The sequence below is a fragment of the Planotetraspora sp. GP83 genome (assembly GCF_041262585.1).
GTDB lineage: Bacteria > Actinomycetota > Actinomycetes > Streptosporangiales > Streptosporangiaceae > JAOEGB01.
In genome coordinates, this window is sequence record NZ_JBGCBZ010000009.1 from 145,230 (window position 1) to 162,451 (window position 17,222).

Genomic DNA, 17,222 nt, shown 5'->3' on the forward strand with positions numbered 1-17,222 from the left:
TAGCGGGCTCTACGCCGCACTTGCGGACAAAGCGGTCAATCTTGGCCGCGCAAGGTCGCGACTGTCGGTGCCACGGCGTACTTTGTGGTCATGGCCCGTACTGTGCTGACCGTTCTGGGGATCATCCTGGCCCTGTGGCTGGTGTTCGGATTCGTGATCCCCGCGCTGTTCGCGACGCTGAAGTTCCTGTTCATCATCGCGATCATCGCCTTCCTGGTCGTCGCGGCGATCACTCTCGTCGGGAAGATGTCCCGCTGACGTGACCTCACTCCAGGCCGCCACCAGGTCGCTCGCCGGGTCCGGCATGGGATCCGGCGTAGGGTCCCTCGCCGGATTCCTCGCGGGGTTGTTCGCCGGCGTGCTCGCCGGCTCTCCCGGGCTCGGCCTGGTGACCGCGCTCGGCCTGGCGGGCGTCACCGTCCTGGTGTTCGCCTGGATCGTCGGCCGCCTGGCCGGCGTCACCGCGCCCGAGCCGTCGCCCGGGTGGCGATTCCAGCACGGCCGGATGCTGTTCGTCCGGTTCCGCGACCCCGGCACCGCGGGCCGTCCACGTCCCCGCGCCCCATCGGCAAGCCCGGCGCTCGCCTGATCCCTCGCCCCGTCCTCGCGGCCCGTCCCTCAAGGCACGTGCCGTACGGCTCCGCGACCCCGGCGCGGCTCCACGCGGGTGATCACGAGCGCCTTTCGTCATCTCTCGTCTCCGCGGGCATGCCCATCGCAGGCATGTCTCGCATGAGACGCCATCCGAGCGACATGCGCCCTGGACTCCGCCTCACCGCCCAGAACTTGGCGAGGGCGCGCACGTCCGGCTCGCGTCCCGCCCTCGCCTGACCGGTCAGACCTCGGCGGGGCTGCGCGTGTCCGGCTCGGCGTCCCGGCACATGTCAGGCCCCAGACGAAAGGCTCCGCCGATGTTCGATTTTGTGCTCGTGCCCGCCTACGACCTCATCCGTTCCCTGAGTGACCTCACCGGAGCGGTGCTCGCGATCGTCCTTTTCACGCTCGGCGTTCGGTTGCTCCTGCTCCCGCTCGGCATTCGCATCGCACGGGGACAGCGGATCCGGATGCGGCTCGCCCCTGACGTCGAGAAGCTGCGCAAGCGGTTCCGCCAGGATCCCGTACGGCTGAGCCAGGAGGTCAGCGCCCTCTACGCGAAGGAGGGCACGTCGATGGCCTCCGGCCTTCTTCTGCCACTGGCGCAGTCGCCGTTCTTCATGGTGGCCTACCGGCTGTTCACGTCCGCCGTGATCGCCGGCCATCCGAACCTCCTGCTCGCGCAGGGCGTGCTCGGCGTGCCCCTCGGCGAGCACTTCGGCGCGGTGCTGGCCGGGGCGGGGCTGTTCAGCGCGCCGGGACTGGTCTTCCTCGGCCTCTTCGCGCTGCTCGTGCTGGCGGCGTGGGTGGCCTCCCGCAGAGTGGACGAGGGCGTGCCGATGCGGCGGCTCCTGATGCTGCTGCCGTTCGGGACCGTCCTCGCGGCAGCGGTGCTTCCGCTCGCGGCGGGTCTCTACCTGCTCGTCACGACCGCCTGGACGACCACCGAACGCATCGTGCTCTATCCCCGCCCCGCCTGAACGGCCTTGGGGTCGTCGGCCCGTCCGCTGGCCGGGGCGACCGCTGTCTCAGGTACCGGCCCGTCCGCGTGCGGCCCGGGGTGCGCGCCGGATGCGGCGCCGGGCGAAGCGTAGGGCAGTCTCGCGAAGCGCCGCATGATCTGCTGGGCGAGCCGACCGTGAGCCACCACGACAACGGCGAAGGCCACGATGAGCGCGGCCAGAAGCGGCAGTTGCCCGTCATCGGCCAAGACGATGGCCTGCCCGTCGGTCACCCCGGTCCGGGCGCAGGCCCAGCCGGTAAGCGCCGCGGTGGCCCATCGGCCGCTGCGGCTGATGGCCGGGCGCGCGGTCGCGGTCGCGGCGGCTGGTACGGCCAGCACGGCGAAGACGACGAGAATCCCCACGGTCACTCCCAGGGAGAAGTGGCCGTCCTTGCCCATGGCGAGCGCGACCGCACGCATCAGGAGGCGGGCCACTGCTCCGCTCACCAAGCCGGCTATCAGCGCCGCGGCCAGCGCCGCGCCCAGCGCGCGGCCGAGCCGCCATCCGCTTTTCCGCATTCCATCCCCTAACGTTCCAAACGGTTATAGGGGTGGTCTTCGGATTGGGCAACGCCGGAAGAGTTCCGCAACCCGCCCGTGATGAGCGGGGTCTCGTCGGCCCGGGCGAAGGGCCGGAATGGCCAGGCGAAAGCCGGCCGGGGGCTATCCCGGGGGGCCGCCAGTGGGCTAGCCGACCTCGCGAAGCTCGGGGGTTCCGGTCTTCTGGGCCCTGGTTTCGGTCTTTCGCGCCTGCCCGTTTCGGGCGGGCCAGGTGGCGTGGACGATGGCCCACACGGTGGTGAAGTCGCCCTCGTGGCGGACTCCCCAGCGGTCCGCGAGGTACTCCACGATGCCGAGTCCCCGGCCGCCCAGCGACGAGAGCGTGGGGCGGCCGGCCCGTGGCTCGGTGGTGGCTCCCCCGTCGCTCACGGCTATCTCGATCTGGCTCTCGGAGCAGATCCATGCGACTCTGAGCTGGCCGGACGGGAGCGGATGCGCGTGTCGCAGGGAGTTGCTGACCAGCTCGCTCATGACCAGCACCGCGTCGTCCACCGCGGCTGCGCGCATCCCGGCGCCCTGCAGCTCCGCACTGAGGCGCTGACGTGCGACGGCGACGCTCGACAGTGCATAGGGCAACATCACGACGCTCGACGCACCCACCTCCCCGATTCCCCGTCAGGAGACTAGTCTCCAGTACGACCGAAATGCCCCGTTCGATCGTCCGGGAAACCGTGCCTCCGATCACAGCTTGTGCACATTGGACAATAGATCAGCTCTTACGTGGCTACCTCCTTACCGCTCCGGTGTGTCGCATCAGGTAAGGGGGTCGCCCCGTTCAGAACGACCCGCATCCGGGTGCCTCCGCCGGGCCGGGGAAGGGCTGTGACGTCACCTCCCTGGGCCCTAGCGAGGCTGCGCACGATGTAGAGGCCGAGGCCGACCCCGCCGAACCTGCGCCGGTTGCCGCTGTCCGCCTGGACGAACCGCTCGAAGACCCGGTCCCGGTCGGCGGGCGCGATGCCGACGCCCTCGTCGTCCACGACGAGCACCACACGGCCGTCCTCCGGCCAGGCCTCGACCCGGATCAGCCCGCCGTCCGGGGAGTATTTGAACGCGTTCTCCAGGAGTTGCCCGAGGAGGATGTCCGTCGCGAGCGAGTCGCCGTACACGCGCGGCAGGCCGTCCGGGATGTCCACCTCCACCCGGTGCCGGTCGGACAGGACCGGCAGGCCGAGCGTCGCCGCCCTGACCCGCTCCGCGAGATCGAAGATCTCGACCTTCACCTTCAGCTCGTCCGCGCCCGCCCGCGCGCCGAGCAGCAGGTGGTCCATGAGCTGACCCAGCGACCGGGCGCGCTCCGCGATCGTGTGCACGGCGGAGCGGCGCTCGCCGTCGGACAGATGGTCCCATCGGGAGTCGAGCGTGCTGGCGAAGCCCCGCACGATCGTGATCGGAGTGCGCAGCTCGTGGCTGGTGGTGGCCAGGAACAGATCCTTGGCCTCCTCCAGCTCCTTGGCCCTGGTCACGTCGCGGAAGTCGACGACGCTCTCGCCGGTCTCGTGGATCTCCGCGCGGAGGACGTCCAGCCAGCGGCCGGACGACAGCTGGATGGTCAGCTTCTCCCCCGGCGCGGGTAGCGGGAACGGCGGCGGGCCGCCGATCACCTCGTGGGCGGAGAAACCGGTCAGCTCGGCCGCCGCCGGGTTCCACTGGATGACGTCGCCGGCTTCGTCCAGCACGGCGATGCCGTCGGCGCTGGCGTCGAAGACCGCTCGCTCGTGGGCGCGTTGCCGTACGGCGTCCTGGTAGGCCATGGCGTTACCGACGGCGATCCCGGCGTGTCCGGCGAGGAGCTCCAGCAGCTCCAGCTCCAGATGGCTGGCCTTGCGCTTGGCGAACAGCGCGTAGAGCGCTCCATAGGGACGCCCGCCCACGGCCGCGATGCCGACGGCGATGGTGTGCAGGCCGGGCACCCGCGCCCAGATGAGGTCCTGGAAGCCTTCGGGGCCGGTTTCGAGCATCACGGTCTTGCCCGTGCGCAGCAGCTTGCCGACCAGGCTGCTGTGCAGGTCGGCGGTGGCGCCCCGGAGGGAGTCGGGTAACTGGTGAACACCCACCAGCCGGAGGCGCTCGCCGTCGATCGACACGAAACCGCCCGCGTCGGCCCCGGTGAGCTCGGTGAGGCTGGCGGCGATCCGGTCGAGCACGACGGGCAGGTCGAGCTCGGAGTTGATGTCGCCGACGACGTCGGTGAGCCGTCGCACCAGCCGGGCGCGCCGGGCGACCCGGTCGCGGGCGGCCTCGTCGTCCTCGGTCGGGTGGTACACGTTGACATAGCCGAGCAGCGCCCCCGTACCGGTTCGCAGCGCGCTCGTGTCCACCCGGACGTCGAGGAGCCTGCCGTCCCGATGGAATCGCCGGGTGCGCAGCGACACCGGGCAGCCGGTCCGCACGCGTTCGAGCACCGCGTTGTGCTCGGCCATCAGCTCGGCGGGGACGATCGGCGCCCGCCTGCCCATCAGCTCCTCGGCCGGCCATCCGAACAGCCGCTCGGCCGCGGCGTTCCAGCTCAGGACCGCCAGGTCGCGGTCGAGGGCGACGATGGCATCGGGCGAGCTCGCGACGACGGCGCGGGCGATGCCGTCCTCGTCCGCGTCGTGTGCCCTGGTGTCACCCACGCCCCCCATCGTGCCTTCTTTCCTCAGGTGATCTTGGGGTTTTCCGCCGGGTGGGGACACCTCCGATACGCTTCCCTCAGGTAGCGACAGGAAGTGGGGCGCCATGTCCACAGGGGACCTCGAAGCCCTGCTCCGTGTGACCGCGCCGGGTTACGTGGGGGAAGCCCCTCCCGATGTGGCCTTCGGGACCACCGACACGCCGGTCGGGCGCCTCACGCTCGCGGTGACCGGCCGCGGTGTGGTCGCCTGCAGCTACGACGACGAGCACGCGGTCTTCGCACGCGTGTCGAGGGCCATCGGGTCGTTCATCGGGCCCGATCCCCGCCGCCTCGACCCGGTCAAGCGCGAGCTTGACGCGTATTTCGCGGGCAGGCTCCGGACCTTCTCGACGCCTGTGGACCTCCAGCTCGTCAGCTCCTTCACCCGGACGGTCGTGCAGATGATGCTCGCCGTGCCGTACGGCAGCGTCACGACATATCAGAAAATCGCCGAGCGGATCGGGCGGCCGCAGGCGCTGCACGCGGTGGCCAACGCCCTCGGTGGCAATCCCGTGTGCGTCTTCGTGCCGTGTCATCGGGCCGTGGACTCGTCCGGCGCCCTCGGCGGCTACGCCGGAGGCCCCGCCGCCAAGGAGCAACTCCTCCGCCTCGAAGGCGCCCTTTCCTAGACAAGCTTCCCCAGCCTCTCCCACAACACCGACCTGACTCACACGACGCCAGGCGACGCGATCAGCCGGCCGCCGACGCACCCCTGGTCGCCGGACGAGAGCCGTCGGCGTCTCCCGGAAAGCGTCCTGGCAGGAGGCGCCGCAACAGGCGCGGCGGTCCTGTTCTTCAGCCAGCTGATCGCCCCGTAAAGGCGCGGGAGGCCCGGCGGGTGAGGGATCCGAGTGCCAGCGTCACCAGGGCTGCGACGAGGAACGCGGCGAGCGCGGCGTTCATCCACGGCTGGTGGACGAACCCGATCGCCGAGCGCACGTGGCCCCACATCGTGTCCCACCAGCCGACCGTCGGCGTGGCCGTGACGATCCAGTAGGCGACGAAGCCGAGGACCCATGGCACGACCATGAGCCAGCGCGACGGCGCGTCGCCGGCCGTGTTCCACCGGGCGGCCCCCTGGAGGAGGAAGTAGTCGACCACGAGGACGGCGAACATCGGGACGAAGACGGCGCCGATCACGCTCAGGAACGCGCTGTAGGAGTTCACGTCCACGAACAGCGCGATCACGGTCGTGAGCACGCCGATGGCGACCGAGATGATCCGCCGGTCCACGCGCGGCAGGAGGTTCTGGATCGAGACCGTCGTCGAGTAGACGTTGGCGAACGACTGGTCCACCTCGCGCAGCACCAGGATGCCGAAGAAGAGCGCCCCCAGCGGCGCCGCCACGAACGGCTCCCACACCCTGTTCCCGTCGTTGCCGACGAGCGCGAGCGCGGCGATGCCCAGGGCCAGGCAGGCGACCTGCGCGATCGTGTATCCGCCGACCACTCCCGTGAACGCGGCGGCGCTCGACCTGGAGTGCCGGGCGTAGTCGGCGGCCATCGGCACCCAGGAGACCGACAGCGCGATCACGTAGTCGACGGCGGGGGCGAAGGCTTCCCAGGAGCCGTGGGCCAGCGACGGCCCCCTGCTGAACAGCGCTACCAAGAGCCAGACCATGGCGACGACCACGCCCGCCGTCACGTAACGTCGCAGGATCCGCACCGCGCCCAGCGGACGGATCGTCAGCGCGATCGTCAAGGCCCCGGCCACGATCGCCCACACCTTGTACGGCACCGCCGTACCGAAGACGGCCTGGGCCCCGGTCGCGATGACCCAGAGCTCGAAGGCGCCCCAGCCGAGCATCTGCACGATGTTCAGCACGGTCGGAACGTAGGACAGCCTCGCCCCGAAGAGCCCCCGGAGCAGCACCATCGCAGGCTGACCCGTCCGCGCGCCCGGGATCGCGGCGAGGCCGACCATGGCCGTCCCGATCAGGCTGCCGACGACGGCCGCGAGGACGGCCCCCGTGAAGGTGAGCGGCTTGCCGGTGAGCGGGTCGAGGAGGAGCAGCGCCCCGGAGAAGCCGAGGAGGCTGACGCCGAGGTTGGCCCAGAAGGACCCCTGGTCGAGCAGGCCCAGAGTTTTCGGGGCCTCCTCGTCCAGGGTCAGCGGCACTTCCGCGTGCTCGGGGGACTCGGGGGACTCGGGGGAAACGACGGCGGACGTCATCGCACACTCCCTACGCCGGCATTACCCGGACAGGTTCATGCGGTCGGCGGCGCGCCTCGTGGAGGAGCCGCCCTCTCAGCCCGGTTTCGCCCGAGCTCCCGCGGTATCTGAAATGTCGTACCGGATTATGGCATCAAAGGGTCAAATGTCCAAAGATCTACGCGACATAAGGGGGTTGGCCGGTCTCGCTCACCATCGGACGTCCGGCGGCGGCCCACGACTGCATGCCGCCGTCCACGTTGACGGCCTCCCAGCCGACGTGGTTCAGCCAGGCGGTCGCGTGGGCCGAGCGTCCGCCGACCCGGCAGATCACGTAGACGGGCCGCCCCTGCGGCACCTCGCCGACCCGCTGCTGGAGGTCGTTCAGCGGGATGTGCGCGGCCTCCGGCGCATGGCCCGCCCGCCACTCGTCGAGTTCGCGAACGTCCAGCAGGTACGCGTCATCAGGTACGGCTTTCGCCGCGATTTCCGGCATCGTCATGCGCCCAGTATCCATGTCGCGCCGCCCCGCGCGGGCTCGATGCCTCCCTGGAGCCCCAGCGCTACCAGACAGGGCGGAGGGCTGCCCGGCCTCCGGAGGCGTCCACGAAGGCGCGAAGGTCCTCGTGCAACCGGTCGAGACGGTCGGGCCCGATGATCGACGCCCATCGGTCCTCGGCCCGCCCCCAGAGCTCGTCGGCGTGCTCCACATAGGTCCGGCCCTTCGCCGTGAGGCCCAGCACGCGGGCCCTGCCGTCCGTCGGATGCGGGCGCCGCTCCACGTAGCCCCAGCCCTCCAGCTCAGCCACGATCTTGGAGGCCGCCTGCTTGGTGACCCCGAGGTGGTCGGCCAGATCGACGGTGGTGGCGTCATCTCGGCCGAGCAGGAACCGGAAGGTGTACCCGTGTGCGGGGCGCAGTGGCTCGCGCCCCTCCGCTTCGATCCCCGCGTGCAACTCGTCCGTCATGACGCGATAGGCCATCGCGATGAGCAGCGGGATCTCGCCTCGTCTGCGGATCATGCCAGCGCCCCCCTTGACCAGATGGTCAACCTGATTTACCTTATCGGGATATTAGTCAACTGCATTGACCATATCAGGAGGTAAGTGATGACAGTGGCCACGCTCGCCGACGCGCCGGCCTTCCAGTTCGACGGGGTCACGTTCCGGCCGCTCGCGGTGCCGTCCAGAGGATCCACCGAGCTGGCCGTCTGGCGTGCCGAGCTGCCGCCGGGGAAGGTGGGCGCCGAGCACAGCCTGACCCACGAGGAGATCCTGATCGTGCTGAAGGGCACCGTCACCGGGACGATCGGCGGCAGGCCCGTCGTCGCCGGGCCGGGCGATGCGGTGATCTTCCCCGCCAACACCCCTGGGCGGCTCGGCAACACCTCGGACACCGAGCCGGCGGAGTTCATCTGCTGCACAACGGCCGGGATCAAGGGTTTCATCGGCGACCAGACGATCACGCCACCGTGGTCGGCCTGATCCCTATTTGAGCAGGCGGGACAGGCGGCGGTCCGCGAGGGGCTTGCCGCCTGTCTGGCAGGTCGGGCAGTACTGCAGCGACGAGTCGGCGAACGACACCTCCCGGATCGTGTCGCCGCACACGTCGCACTTCTCGCCCGTACGGCCGTGCACCCGCAGGCCCGACTTCTTCTCCGACTTGAGGTCCTTGGCGGCCAGCCCCCGGGCTCGCCCCACGGCGTCACGCAGGGTCGTCACGATCGCCTCGTGCAGGCCGGCGATCTGGGCGTCGGTCAGCGTCGCGGCGATCTTGAAGGGGGACATCTTGGCCACGTGCAGCACCTCGTCGGAGTACGCGTTGCCGATCCCGGCGATCACCTTCTGGTCCCGGAGCAGCCCTTTGATCTGCGTACGGCTCCCGCCCACGATGGCCTTGAGCGCGTCGGGGGTGAAATCGGCGGCCAGCGGATCGGGGCCGAGGCTCGCGACGCCCGGGACGTCCTGGGGGTCTCTCACGACGTAGACGGCCAGGCGCTTCTGGGTGCCCGCCTCGGTGAGCTCGAACCCGGGCGCCCTGCCGTCCTCGTCGGGCGAGAGCCGTACCCGCACCGCGAGGGGGCTCTTGCCGGGGCGGACGGGTTTCGCGCCCGAAAGGTCGTCGCGCCAGCGCAGCCACCCGCCGCGCGCGAGATGCGTGACGAAGTGCAGGCCGTCGACATCGAGATCGAGGAACTTGCCGTGCCGGGTCACCCCGGTGACGGTGAGCCCGCCCAGCGCGGTGACAGGCGGGTCGAAGGTCTTCAGCGCCTGGATCGCCACCACGTCGACACCCAGGACGGCATGGCCGACGGCACGCTCACGGAGGAACTCGGCGAGCGCCTCCACCTCGGGTAGCTCCGGCATGCCCTCCACAGTAATCGGCGGCGATCGGCGTTCGCGAGTGGACGCGGACGAGAGCCTCGATCGTTTCCACAGCCTGTGGACGATCAGGGGACGTCCCAGAAGGCGAGCTCGTGGTGCATCCCCTCGGTGAACAGCGCCTTCGCCCGGTCGGGGTCGGGGGCCGCCTCATCGATCATCACGGCGATCCGCTCGGCCAGCGCGGCGAATCCGGGATCGGCGTAGGTGTCCACCCAGGCCCGGTAGCGCGGCTCCGTGGGCGGGTTCTCGGCGAGAATCCGCCCGAGTGTGGAGTATCCCCACATGCAGGGATAGAGCGCGGCGAGGCCGTCGGCGTAGTCGGCCGCCGACCGCAGCAGGAAGGCCGTGTACGCGGCGCAGGCCGGACCCTTGACCGCGCCGTCGAGATCGGCTCCGAACTGGGCGGACAGCGACCGGTGCAGGGACAGCTCGTCGTGCCAGGTCAGATGCGCCAGGTCAACCAGGTCGCCGAGATGGCCGTCCGGAGCCTGCCAGGCCAGCCTGGAGAACACCCGCACGTAGTCGAGGAGGAACAGGTAGTCCTGCTCCAGCCACGACCGGAACACCGGCACCGGCAGATCACCCCTCACGATGCCCCGCACCGTCGGATGGGCGAGCTGGGCGTCGAGCAGGGGTCTGCCGATCTCGTGCAGCTCGCGAGAAATCGTCATGAATCAACCATTCCAGAGGCGGCGGACCATCGGGCGCGCGTGCTCGCCGTACCTCCTCCCGAGTTCAGGCGAGGTCCGGGTCGAGAGTCGAAGCATTTGCTTGATCGCGCACTCCGGATCTCCTTCCAGTCCGTCCTCCTCCATGATCGCCCGGACGATGTCGCCCTCGACGTGCTGGGCATCTGCTCTCAGGCCTGCGCGACTATCAGGCTCCACGTGCCGTCACGGGCCGGTGGTGCCAGGCGTTTTCACGCCCACCCTGGGGCACGTCATCCGCCCGCGGCGTCCTCGGCCTCCCAGCGCAGCAGGTCGCCCGGCTGGCACTTGAGCACCTCGCAGAGCGCGGCGAGCGTCGTGAAGCGCACCGCCTTGGCGCGGCCGTTCTTGAGTACCGCCAGGTTGGCGGGCGTGATCCCCACGCGGTCCGCGAGCTCGCCCACGGACATCTTCCGCCTGGCCAGCATCACGTCGATGTCGACGGCGATCGGCATCAGATCACCTCGTCCAACTCGGCCTGCATCTGCGCCGCTTCGACGTCGCGCGCGACGGCCTGGGCGAGCAGCATCCGCAGCACGAGCACGATGAGCGCGACCCCCAGGATGGCCAGGCCAACCCCGCCCATGATGACGGTGACGCCCGGGTCGGCCCGCTGGCCCGGCGCATTGAGGGCCGTGACCGCGAACCACAGGAGGGCAGCCGCCACGATCGCGCCGATCACGACGTCCACGTACCGGAAGGCGGCGTGGGAGAACACGGTTCCGCGTCGCACCATCGTCACCAGCCGCCATACGCAGACCAGGGCGACCTGGACCGACACCATGCCCAGGATCGTGATCACGCGCAGCGGGGTCAGCGGAAGCGACCCGTCCTCCGGGTCGCTCCCGCTGATCAACACCCACACCATCCCTGCCTGTACGAACACGGTGCCGGCGAGCACCACCACGAGCACGGCGCGAAGCGCACGCACTGCCAGCTTTCCCATGGCCCATCCTTCCATCGAGTTACGATGGGAATCTATCGAACTTCGATAAGTGAAGCAAAGGTTTGGGACAGACACGGCAGCTGTAGATCGTGATCTTCGTGGTGCTTGTGCCCTGGGCAGCCCCCGGTCGCCCTGGCCCTCCCCGCAGTGATAGCGGTGGGCCAGCGGGTGAACCTCTCAGGCCGTAGGTAGATCTTTTAGCGCGAACACCAGTGACAGACCGGCGGGCGAGGGCTGCGACAACGCGGGCACGAGTTCAGCCGGAGCAAGTGCTGGAAGCAGAGGCACGGGCGAAAGCCCCGGGGACGCGGCGTGTGGAAGGTGCGGGCATATCCCGGATCGGCTCGCTCCCGGGCTGCTGATCGCGACCGGGCAGTTGCTGCCGATCTCTGACGTGCAGCGGCTGGCACGGACCTCCAAGCTCGTCCGCATGCTCGTGGGCGCTGAGGGCCAGATCCTGAACATGGGCCGCGCCGTACGGCTGGCCACCACGGCGCAACGGCAGGCCCTCATGGCCCGCTACGCCACCTGCTACTGCGAAGGCTGCCCCATCCCCGCCGACATGTCCGAAATCGACCACGTCAAAGGCTGGGTCGACGACGGCGTCACCGACCTCGACGAACTCGCACCCGCCTGCACCTGGCACAACCGGGACAAAGCCGCGCCCGCGCGCTACACCGTCCGCCGCAACGACGACAGCACCTGGACCCTCATCCACCTCGGCAGAAAAGGCCGCTACGCCAACCGATTCCGATGCTGAACCGCACACAAGCACAGGCGACACCCAGCCGTACAAACAAGCTGAGCCGAACCGGCGACACCGAGCCGTACAAACAGGCTGAGTCGTACGGGCGACGCTGAGCTCTGCAAAGGGGCTGAGCCGCACGGGCGACGCTGAGGGCATGTGGGCCCACGACGCCGGCCGAGCATCCCGATCCGATTGGGAGCCCTTTCTTCAGCGGAGGTGACGCGTAGTCTCAGGGCGTGAGTATCACGATCGCAGAGGAAGTCCTGCTCCTCGCCTACCGGGACGACACCGGCAAGCCGCAGATCGGCTCGACCGAGCTTGACGCCGCCCTCGCTGGGGCCATCGTCGCCGAACTCGCCGTCAACGGACGCATCGACCTCGACGGCAAGAAGCTGGTCGTCCGCGATGCGAGCCCCCTCGGGGACGACGAGCTGGACGCCGCGCTGGCCCGGATGGCCGGAGAGTCGCGCGACCACAAGCCCGAATGGTGGGTCGGCAAGCTCAACGGCAACAAGCTGCGCAAGCGGCTCCTCTCCCGCCTCGCCGACCAGGGGGTCCTGACCGAGCAGGAGACGAAGGTCCTCGGCCTCTTCCCGTCGAGGCGCTACCCCGCGCTGGACGCGAGCGTCGAGCAGGGCATCCGGCAGCGGGTCGAGAGCGTGCTGGCCGGGGCGGAGCCCGACGAGCGGCTGGCCGCGCTCGTCGCCGTCCTGAACGCCGCGAAGCTCGACCGGAAGGCGTTCCCGCACGCCCGGAAGGAGCGGATCAAGGAGATTGCCGAGGGAGAGTGGGCCGGCGCGGCCGTCAAGAAGACCATCGCCTCCGTCCACGCCGCGGTCGCCGCCGGGGTCGCCGCAGCCGTGGCAGCGGGCGCCGCCAGCAGCGGAGGCTGACCACCGGCAACCGGCGGCCGACGGCCGGCCAGCAACACCTCTGGCAAACGCCAGAGAGTCTGGAAGCGTTCGCCTCCGGCCGGGTGGCCGCGCTCGCGTCGTACGGCTGTCGCCCTCCTCACCTCAACGGCAGTCGGCCGTGAGCGGGGGCGGGTGGGTGTGGAGGCCGGCGTAAGACCGTGCCAGAGACCACCTCGCCCGCGAAGGGCCGCGAACGCGGCCTCACCAGACCGCGACTGTCACTGCCGGCCGGAACACCCGCCCGTCCCCGCGCCTGCGCCTGCCTACTTGGTACGCGACTATCGGGCCGACCGGACAGCCGCCCGTCCCGCGCCCGCGAATGCCTACTTGGTGATGGTGTCCTTGGGGATGGGCTTGTCCTGGGCGAGGGCCTGGAAGAGGCGGAGCGCCTTCTGGGTGTCCCACTTCACGACGGCGGCGCCGTTGATCGTGGGCAGCGAGCCGATCGGCACCGCCGTGGTGATCGGGCTGTCCTTCATCGCCAGGCCGACCGAGAGCAGGTTGAACAGGCCGGTGCCGGGATCCACGGCCACCGAGTCGGCCGCGCTCAGCGCCAGCGGCACCGAGGTGAACGGGTTGAGCAGCGTCCCCGGGCTGGCCGCCTTCTGCACGACGGCGGAGAAGAACTGGCGCTGCCGCTGGGTCCGGTCGAAGTCGGGGATGGCCCCGGTGGCCCGGGTCCGGACATAGCCGAGCGCGGTGCCGCCGTCCATGTCCTGGCAGCCCTTCTTCAGGTTGATCCCGGCCTTGTGGTCCTTGATGTCCTGCTTCACGCAGATGTTGACCCCGCCGATCGCGTCGACGATGCCGACGAACCCTCCGAAGCCGATCTCCATGTAGTGGTCGATCCGGATCCCGGTGACCCGCTCGACCGTCTTGGTGAGGAGCACGGGCCCGCCGAAGGCGTACGCCGCGTTGAGCTTGTCGCTGCCGTGACCCTCGATCGGCACGTAAGAGTCGCGGGGAAGGCTGACGAGTGTCGGCCTGCCGCTGGAGGGGATGTGGAGCAGCATCATCGTGTCGGTCCGCTTGCCGACCGCCTTGCCGGTGGCGAGCTTCTTGCGCTGCGCGGCCGTCAGGCCCGCCCGGCTGTCCGAGCCGACGAGCAGCCAGTCCTCCCCTGGGGTCGCCGCGGGCCGCCCGTTGTAGTCCGTGAGCGACTCGACACCCCGGAGCTTGGAACCGATCCAGAAATATCCGACGACCGCGGCGACGATCAGCACAACCAGGAGGCCCGCGATGATCCGGAACACGAGCCTGCCGACCCGTCTCGGCCGCCTGGCACCTCCGCCTCCGCCTCCGGCGAACCCGCCGCCCGCCTCGTGGCCGGAGTCGCGCGTCCCGCCGATCGGCTTTACGGGGCCCTGCCCCGAGCGCGGCTTGCCGTACACCTTGGACCTGATCCGGGGCAGCGTCGTCGACCACTTCTCCTGACCGGACGGCCCGGACTGACCGGACGGCCCGGACTGACCGGACTGACCGGACGGCCCCGAATCGCCGGATCGGCCGGACTCGTGGCCGGATCCGGCCCGAACGGCATCGGGGACCGGGTGCGCCGGTTGCCCGGCGGCCGACCGCACGCCGTCCGGCCGGCGAATCGCCCGGGTCGCCTCGTCGTCCTCGGCCACGTCGTCTCCCCAGCCCCTCAGCTTCCTAGCCCCCGCTTTGGCAAAGCCCGCCAATTGACCGCCACTCGCTTGACGGTACGCCGCCATCTTCTTACGAGCGCAGATCTCTCACCAAGACTTCCCCCGCGAAAGCTAGTCAGACGTGCTCTAAGCGGACAATAAAGATGCCATGGAAACACCGAAGGCGGCTGAGCCGTTACGGTTGTAGACCACCTCTCGAAAGGATTGTCCGTGTCCGTCCCGGACCCGTGGAGTACCAGCCCGTGCGCGGGCACGGGATTCCATGACCACACGGCAGGCGCCCGATGAGCGCCGCCACCGGCCTGCTGGCCGTTCTTCTTCTCACTCTCGCCACCGGATACTTCGTCGCCCAGGAGTTCGCCTTCGTGGCGGCCGACCGCGGCGCGCTGCGCGAGCAGGCAGCCGGCGGCGACGCCGCGGCGCGGCGAGCCCTCGACGTCACGGGCCGCCTGTCCTTCATGCTCTCCGGCGCGCAGCTCGGGATCACCGTGACCACGCTGCTGGTGGGTTTCATCGCCCAACCCGCGATCGCGGATGTCATCCGCGGCCCCCTGGAGAGCGCCGGAGTGCCGAAGACCATGGTCCCCGGCCTGGCCGTGGCCCTGGGCGTCACCATCGCGACCATCGTACAGATGATCTTAGGCGAGCTGGCCCCCAAGAACCTCGGAATCGCGCGGCCCGAGCCGGTCGCGAAGTTCCTGGCCCGGCCGACCCTGGCGTACCTCAAGGTCGCGGGCCCGGTGATCCACCTGTTCGACGCCTCGGCGACCGGGCTGCTGCGGCTCGTCGGCATCGAGCCCATCGAGGAGCTGGAGCACGGCGCCACGCCTGAGGAGCTGTCGCGCATCGTGGCCGACTCCGCCGCGGCCGGGGAGCTCCCGCCGCGGCTGGCGGAGCTGCTCGAGCGCGCCCTGGAGTTCGGCGACCGCACCGCGGAGGACGTCATGGTCCCGCGCCCCCGAGTCGTCTCGCTGCGGGCGGAGTGGCCGGTGAGCGACCTGCTCGACGCCCTCCGCGCGCACGGCCACTCGCGCTACCCGGTGCTCGGCACCGACGCGGACGACGTCGTGGGCGTCACGGGCGTCCGGGAGTATCTGGAGGCCGGTTCTCCCGACGGCGGCCTCATCGGCGGCATCGTCCGGGCTCCCATGCTCGTGCCCGCCACGCTGCCGCTGCCCGTGCTGCTCAAGCGGATGTCCGCCCAACCCGCCGGTGACACGTTCGCGTGCGTCATCGACGAGTACGGCGGGCTGGCGGGTGTCGTCACCATCGAGGACCTGGCCGAGGAACTGGTCGGAGAGCTGGTGGACGAGAACGACCCCGAGCCGTTCGGCGCGGTCCGGCACGAAGACGGCTCCTGGGACGTGCCGGGCACGCTTCGCCTCGACGAGGTTGAGCGGGCCACCGGCGTCCGGCTGCCGGAGAGCGACGACTACGAGACCGTCGCCGGGCTGGTGCTCGCCGCTCTCGGCCGCATGGCGGAGCCCGGCGACCAGGTCACCGTCGAGGTCCTTCCCGAGGCCGACCCGTTCGCGGAGGAGCGGCCCGGCCACCATCGGGCGCTCCTTACCGTGACGAGCGTCCGCCGCCGCGTCCCCGAGTGGGTGTGGCTCTCGCTCGTCGAGGAGGAGCCGGGCCACGAGCGGGCCGCCGAGGACCCCGCGGACCGGCGTGACGTCGCCGTGGACTACGCGCCCGAGCTGTTCTCCGCCCTCTTCCAGGGGAGGCCCGCGTGAGCAGCGTGGGCGCGATCCTGCTCGGAATAGTCCTGCTGATCGGCAACGGGCTCTTCGTGGCCGCCGAGTTCGCGCTGGTCTCGGCCAAGCGGCACCGGCTGGAGGAGGCCGCGCTCGCGGGCGGCCGGCCGGCCAAGCTGGCCGCTCGCGCGGCGGTGCGCGGCGGGCGCGAGCTGTCGCTCATGCTCGCGGGCGCCCAGCTCGGCATCACGCTGTGCTCTCTGGGCCTCGGCATGGTGGCCGAGCCCGCCATCGAGCACCTTCTCGAGCCGGTGCTCGCACTGCTCCCCGAGTCGGCGCGGACGCCGGTGGCCTACGTCGTGGCGCTCGCGCTCGTGACCTTCCTGCACATGGTCGTGGGGGAGATGGCCCCCAAGTCGTGGGCGCTCACCCACCCGGAGCGGGCGGCCATGGGGCTGGCACTGCCGTTCCGCGGCTTCGCCTGGATCGTCCGGCCGGTCCTCGCCGTGCTGAACGGCCTGACCAACGGCCTGCTGCACCTGTTCGGCGTGCGGCCACGCGACGAGCTGGCCACCACCCGCACCCCTCACCAGCTCGCCATGCTGGTCGCGGAGTCGGGCCGGATGGGCATGCTCGACCGCGACGAGCACGACCTGCTCACCCGCGCGCTCCGGGTCCAGTCGCAGCCGGTCGAGCGGCTGATGTCGCCGATCGCCGCGGCGCCTTCGGTGCCCGCCGGCGCGGACGACCGGCTCGTGCGGGAGACGGCCGCCCGCACGGGCAGCCTCCGGATGCTGGTGGTCTCGCCGGACGACACGCGGGGCGTGATGGGGGTCCTGCACGTCCGCGACGTGCTGGTCCAGCGGGGACGGCGCCCGGAGGAGCTGGCCACGCCCGCGCCGCGCGTGGTGAAGGGGACCACGATCCCGGACGCGGTGACCGTGCTCCAGGAGGCCCACGCCCAGCTCGGGCTGGTCACGGACGAGAGCGGCACGCCCATTGGAGTGATCGACCTCACTAGGCTGGTCGGCGAGCTGCTGGCCGTGTGACCGCCGCGACGCCGGGGGACGCGGCGGAGGCCGCCAGGGCCAGCGCGCCGGCCAGGGCGAAAGCCGTACCGAAGCCGGTGTGGGTGATCAGCGCGCCGAGAGCCGGTGGCGTTCCCGCCGCCACGAGGTTCTGGACGGTGTTCTGCGCGCCCATCGCTCGGCC

21 protein-coding genes and 1 riboswitch are annotated in these 17,222 nt (G+C 70.5%); of the genes, 9 read left to right on the forward strand and 12 right to left on the reverse strand.

The window, feature by feature from the left end; genetic code table 11:
• Positions 1-90: 90 nt before the first annotated feature.
• The 3 genes from ABH927_RS15185 to yidC all read left to right on the forward strand — a co-directional run bounded on the left by ABH927_RS15185 (position 91) and on the right by yidC (position 1,574).
• Positions 91-258: a hypothetical protein gene (locus ABH927_RS15185; RefSeq protein WP_370021930.1), complete on the forward strand. Its 168-nt coding sequence runs from the start codon at positions 91-93 to the stop codon at positions 256-258.
• A 1-nt stretch (position 259) separates the two neighbouring features.
• Positions 260-589: a DUF6412 domain-containing protein gene (locus ABH927_RS15190; protein WP_370021932.1), complete on the forward strand. Its 330-nt coding sequence runs from the start codon at positions 260-262 to the stop codon at positions 587-589.
• A 322-nt stretch (positions 590-911) separates the two neighbouring features.
• Complete coding sequence (gene yidC, locus ABH927_RS15195; RefSeq protein ID WP_370021934.1) at positions 912-1,574, forward strand: membrane protein insertase YidC; 663 nt, start codon at positions 912-914, stop codon at positions 1,572-1,574.
• Here yidC and ABH927_RS15200 read toward each other — a convergent pair.
• The 3 genes from ABH927_RS15200 to ABH927_RS15210 all read right to left on the reverse strand — a co-directional run bounded on the left by ABH927_RS15200 (position 1,556) and on the right by ABH927_RS15210 (position 4,776).
• Positions 1,556-2,116, reverse strand: a complete 561-nt coding sequence (locus ABH927_RS15200) for a hypothetical protein (RefSeq protein ID WP_370021936.1) — start codon at positions 2,114-2,116, stop codon at positions 1,556-1,558. The genes yidC and ABH927_RS15200 overlap by 19 nt on opposite strands.
• 168 nt (positions 2,117-2,284) lie before the next feature.
• The gene (locus ABH927_RS15205; protein WP_370021937.1) at positions 2,285-2,737 is read right to left on the reverse strand and encodes an ATP-binding protein; all 453 of its coding nucleotides are present in this window, start codon (positions 2,735-2,737) and stop codon (positions 2,285-2,287) included.
• Between the two features lie 137 nt (positions 2,738-2,874).
• Positions 2,875-4,776: a PAS domain S-box protein gene (locus ABH927_RS15210; RefSeq protein ID WP_370021939.1), complete on the reverse strand. Its 1,902-nt coding sequence runs from the start codon at positions 4,774-4,776 to the stop codon at positions 2,875-2,877.
• Between the two features lie 103 nt (positions 4,777-4,879).
• Between ABH927_RS15210 and ABH927_RS15215 the strand changes: the two genes are divergently transcribed.
• Positions 4,880-5,443 (forward strand): methylated-DNA--[protein]-cysteine S-methyltransferase, encoded by a 564-nt coding sequence (locus tag ABH927_RS15215; protein WP_370021941.1) that lies wholly within the window; start codon positions 4,880-4,882, stop codon positions 5,441-5,443.
• Positions 5,444-5,609: 166 nt separating this feature from the next.
• Here ABH927_RS15215 and ABH927_RS15220 read toward each other — a convergent pair whose 3' ends face one another.
• The 3 genes from ABH927_RS15220 to ABH927_RS15230 all read right to left on the reverse strand — a co-directional run bounded on the left by ABH927_RS15220 (position 5,610) and on the right by ABH927_RS15230 (position 7,987).
• Positions 5,610-6,986, reverse strand: a complete 1,377-nt coding sequence (locus ABH927_RS15220; protein ID WP_370021943.1) for a cytosine permease — start codon at positions 6,984-6,986, stop codon at positions 5,610-5,612.
• Positions 6,976-7,098, reverse strand: a riboswitch (TPP riboswitch). It overlaps the preceding gene by 11 nt.
• A gap of 45 nt (positions 7,099-7,143) precedes the next feature.
• Positions 7,144-7,467, reverse strand: a complete 324-nt coding sequence (locus tag ABH927_RS15225) for a rhodanese-like domain-containing protein (RefSeq protein ID WP_370021944.1) — start codon at positions 7,465-7,467, stop codon at positions 7,144-7,146.
• A 61-nt stretch (positions 7,468-7,528) separates the two neighbouring features.
• The gene (locus ABH927_RS15230) at positions 7,529-7,987 is read right to left on the reverse strand and encodes a MarR family winged helix-turn-helix transcriptional regulator (protein ID WP_370021946.1); all 459 of its coding nucleotides are present in this window, start codon (positions 7,985-7,987) and stop codon (positions 7,529-7,531) included.
• An 87-nt stretch (positions 7,988-8,074) separates the two neighbouring features.
• On the opposite strand from ABH927_RS15230, the gene ABH927_RS15235 reads away from it, so the two are divergent.
• Positions 8,075-8,449, forward strand: a complete 375-nt coding sequence (locus ABH927_RS15235; RefSeq protein WP_370021948.1) for a cupin domain-containing protein — start codon at positions 8,075-8,077, stop codon at positions 8,447-8,449.
• 3 nt (positions 8,450-8,452) lie between these two features.
• On the opposite strand, the gene ABH927_RS15240 is transcribed toward ABH927_RS15235, so the two are convergent.
• The 4 genes from ABH927_RS15240 to ABH927_RS15255 form a co-directional block, all read right to left on the reverse strand.
• Positions 8,453-9,331 carry an Fpg/Nei family DNA glycosylase gene (locus ABH927_RS15240; protein ID WP_370021950.1) on the reverse strand — a complete coding sequence of 293 codons (879 nt, stop codon included), beginning with the start codon at positions 9,329-9,331 and terminating at the stop codon, positions 8,453-8,455.
• Positions 9,332-9,414: 83 nt separating this feature from the next.
• Positions 9,415-10,020: a TenA family protein gene (locus ABH927_RS15245; protein ID WP_370021952.1), complete on the reverse strand. Its 606-nt coding sequence runs from the start codon at positions 10,018-10,020 to the stop codon at positions 9,415-9,417.
• Between the two features lie 269 nt (positions 10,021-10,289).
• The gene (locus ABH927_RS15250) at positions 10,290-10,511 is read right to left on the reverse strand and encodes a helix-turn-helix domain-containing protein (RefSeq protein ID WP_370021954.1); all 222 of its coding nucleotides are present in this window, start codon (positions 10,509-10,511) and stop codon (positions 10,290-10,292) included.
• The gene (locus tag ABH927_RS15255; RefSeq protein ID WP_370021956.1) at positions 10,511-11,002 is read right to left on the reverse strand and encodes a DUF2975 domain-containing protein; all 492 of its coding nucleotides are present in this window, start codon (positions 11,000-11,002) and stop codon (positions 10,511-10,513) included. Before ABH927_RS15255 ends, ABH927_RS15250 begins: the two co-directional genes overlap by 1 nt.
• 394 nt (positions 11,003-11,396) lie before the next feature.
• Here ABH927_RS15255 and ABH927_RS15260 point away from each other — a divergent pair, with 394 nt between their 5' ends.
• Positions 11,397-11,762 (forward strand): HNH endonuclease signature motif containing protein, encoded by a 366-nt coding sequence (locus ABH927_RS15260; RefSeq protein WP_370021958.1) that lies wholly within the window; start codon positions 11,397-11,399, stop codon positions 11,760-11,762.
• Positions 11,763-11,986: 224 nt separating this feature from the next.
• Positions 11,987-12,643 (forward strand): GPP34 family phosphoprotein, encoded by a 657-nt coding sequence (locus ABH927_RS15265; RefSeq protein WP_370021961.1) that lies wholly within the window; start codon positions 11,987-11,989, stop codon positions 12,641-12,643.
• Between the two features lie 344 nt (positions 12,644-12,987).
• On the opposite strand, the gene ABH927_RS15270 is transcribed toward ABH927_RS15265, so the two are convergent.
• Positions 12,988-14,292 (reverse strand): LCP family protein, encoded by a 1,305-nt coding sequence (locus tag ABH927_RS15270; protein ID WP_370021963.1) that lies wholly within the window; start codon positions 14,290-14,292, stop codon positions 12,988-12,990.
• 305 nt (positions 14,293-14,597) lie between these two features.
• On the opposite strand from ABH927_RS15270, the gene ABH927_RS15275 reads away from it, so the two are divergent.
• Positions 14,598-16,049 carry a hemolysin family protein gene (locus ABH927_RS15275; protein WP_370021965.1) on the forward strand — a complete coding sequence of 484 codons (1,452 nt, stop codon included), beginning with the start codon at positions 14,598-14,600 and terminating at the stop codon, positions 16,047-16,049.
• Positions 16,046-17,059 (forward strand): hemolysin family protein, encoded by a 1,014-nt coding sequence (locus ABH927_RS15280; protein ID WP_370021966.1) that lies wholly within the window; start codon positions 16,046-16,048, stop codon positions 17,057-17,059. The genes ABH927_RS15275 and ABH927_RS15280 overlap by 4 nt, the downstream gene beginning before the upstream one ends.
• Here ABH927_RS15280 and ABH927_RS15285 read toward each other — a convergent pair.
• Complete coding sequence (locus tag ABH927_RS15285; protein ID WP_370021968.1) at positions 17,028-17,213, reverse strand: hypothetical protein; 186 nt, start codon at positions 17,211-17,213, stop codon at positions 17,028-17,030. The two genes, ABH927_RS15280 and ABH927_RS15285, sit on opposite strands and share 32 nt — an antisense overlap.
• Positions 17,214-17,222: the final 9 nt, after the last annotated feature.

Bases quoted from the DNA above. Each gene is read 5' to 3' on its own strand.
- ABH927_RS15185 (WP_370021930.1), top strand. From the start codon at position 91: ATGGCCCGTACTGTGCTGACCGTTCTGGGGATCATCCTGGCCCTGTGG.
- ABH927_RS15285 (WP_370021968.1), bottom strand. From the start codon at position 17,213: ATGGGCGCGCAGAACACCGTCCAGAACCTCGTGGCGGCGGGAACGCCA.
- ABH927_RS15220 (WP_370021943.1), bottom strand. From the start codon at position 6,986: ATGACGTCCGCCGTCGTTTCCCCCGAGTCCCCCGAGTCCCCCGAGCAC.
- ABH927_RS15215 (WP_370021941.1), top strand. From the start codon at position 4,880: ATGTCCACAGGGGACCTCGAAGCCCTGCTCCGTGTGACCGCGCCGGGT.
- ABH927_RS15240 (WP_370021950.1), bottom strand. From the start codon at position 9,331: ATGCCGGAGCTACCCGAGGTGGAGGCGCTCGCCGAGTTCCTCCGTGAG.
- yidC (WP_370021934.1), top strand. From the start codon at position 912: ATGTTCGATTTTGTGCTCGTGCCCGCCTACGACCTCATCCGTTCCCTG.
- ABH927_RS15235 (WP_370021948.1), top strand. From the start codon at position 8,075: ATGACAGTGGCCACGCTCGCCGACGCGCCGGCCTTCCAGTTCGACGGG.
- ABH927_RS15205 (WP_370021937.1), bottom strand. From the start codon at position 2,737: ATGTTGCCCTATGCACTGTCGAGCGTCGCCGTCGCACGTCAGCGCCTC.
- ABH927_RS15255 (WP_370021956.1), bottom strand. From the start codon at position 11,002: ATGGGAAAGCTGGCAGTGCGTGCGCTTCGCGCCGTGCTCGTGGTGGTG.
- ABH927_RS15250 (WP_370021954.1), bottom strand. From the start codon at position 10,511: ATGCCGATCGCCGTCGACATCGACGTGATGCTGGCCAGGCGGAAGATG.
- ABH927_RS15230 (WP_370021946.1), bottom strand. From the start codon at position 7,987: ATGATCCGCAGACGAGGCGAGATCCCGCTGCTCATCGCGATGGCCTAT.
- ABH927_RS15225 (WP_370021944.1), bottom strand. From the start codon at position 7,467: ATGACGATGCCGGAAATCGCGGCGAAAGCCGTACCTGATGACGCGTAC.
- ABH927_RS15275 (WP_370021965.1), top strand. From the start codon at position 14,598: ATGAGCGCCGCCACCGGCCTGCTGGCCGTTCTTCTTCTCACTCTCGCC.
- ABH927_RS15200 (WP_370021936.1), bottom strand. From the start codon at position 2,116: ATGCGGAAAAGCGGATGGCGGCTCGGCCGCGCGCTGGGCGCGGCGCTG.
- ABH927_RS15245 (WP_370021952.1), bottom strand. From the start codon at position 10,020: ATGACGATTTCTCGCGAGCTGCACGAGATCGGCAGACCCCTGCTCGAC.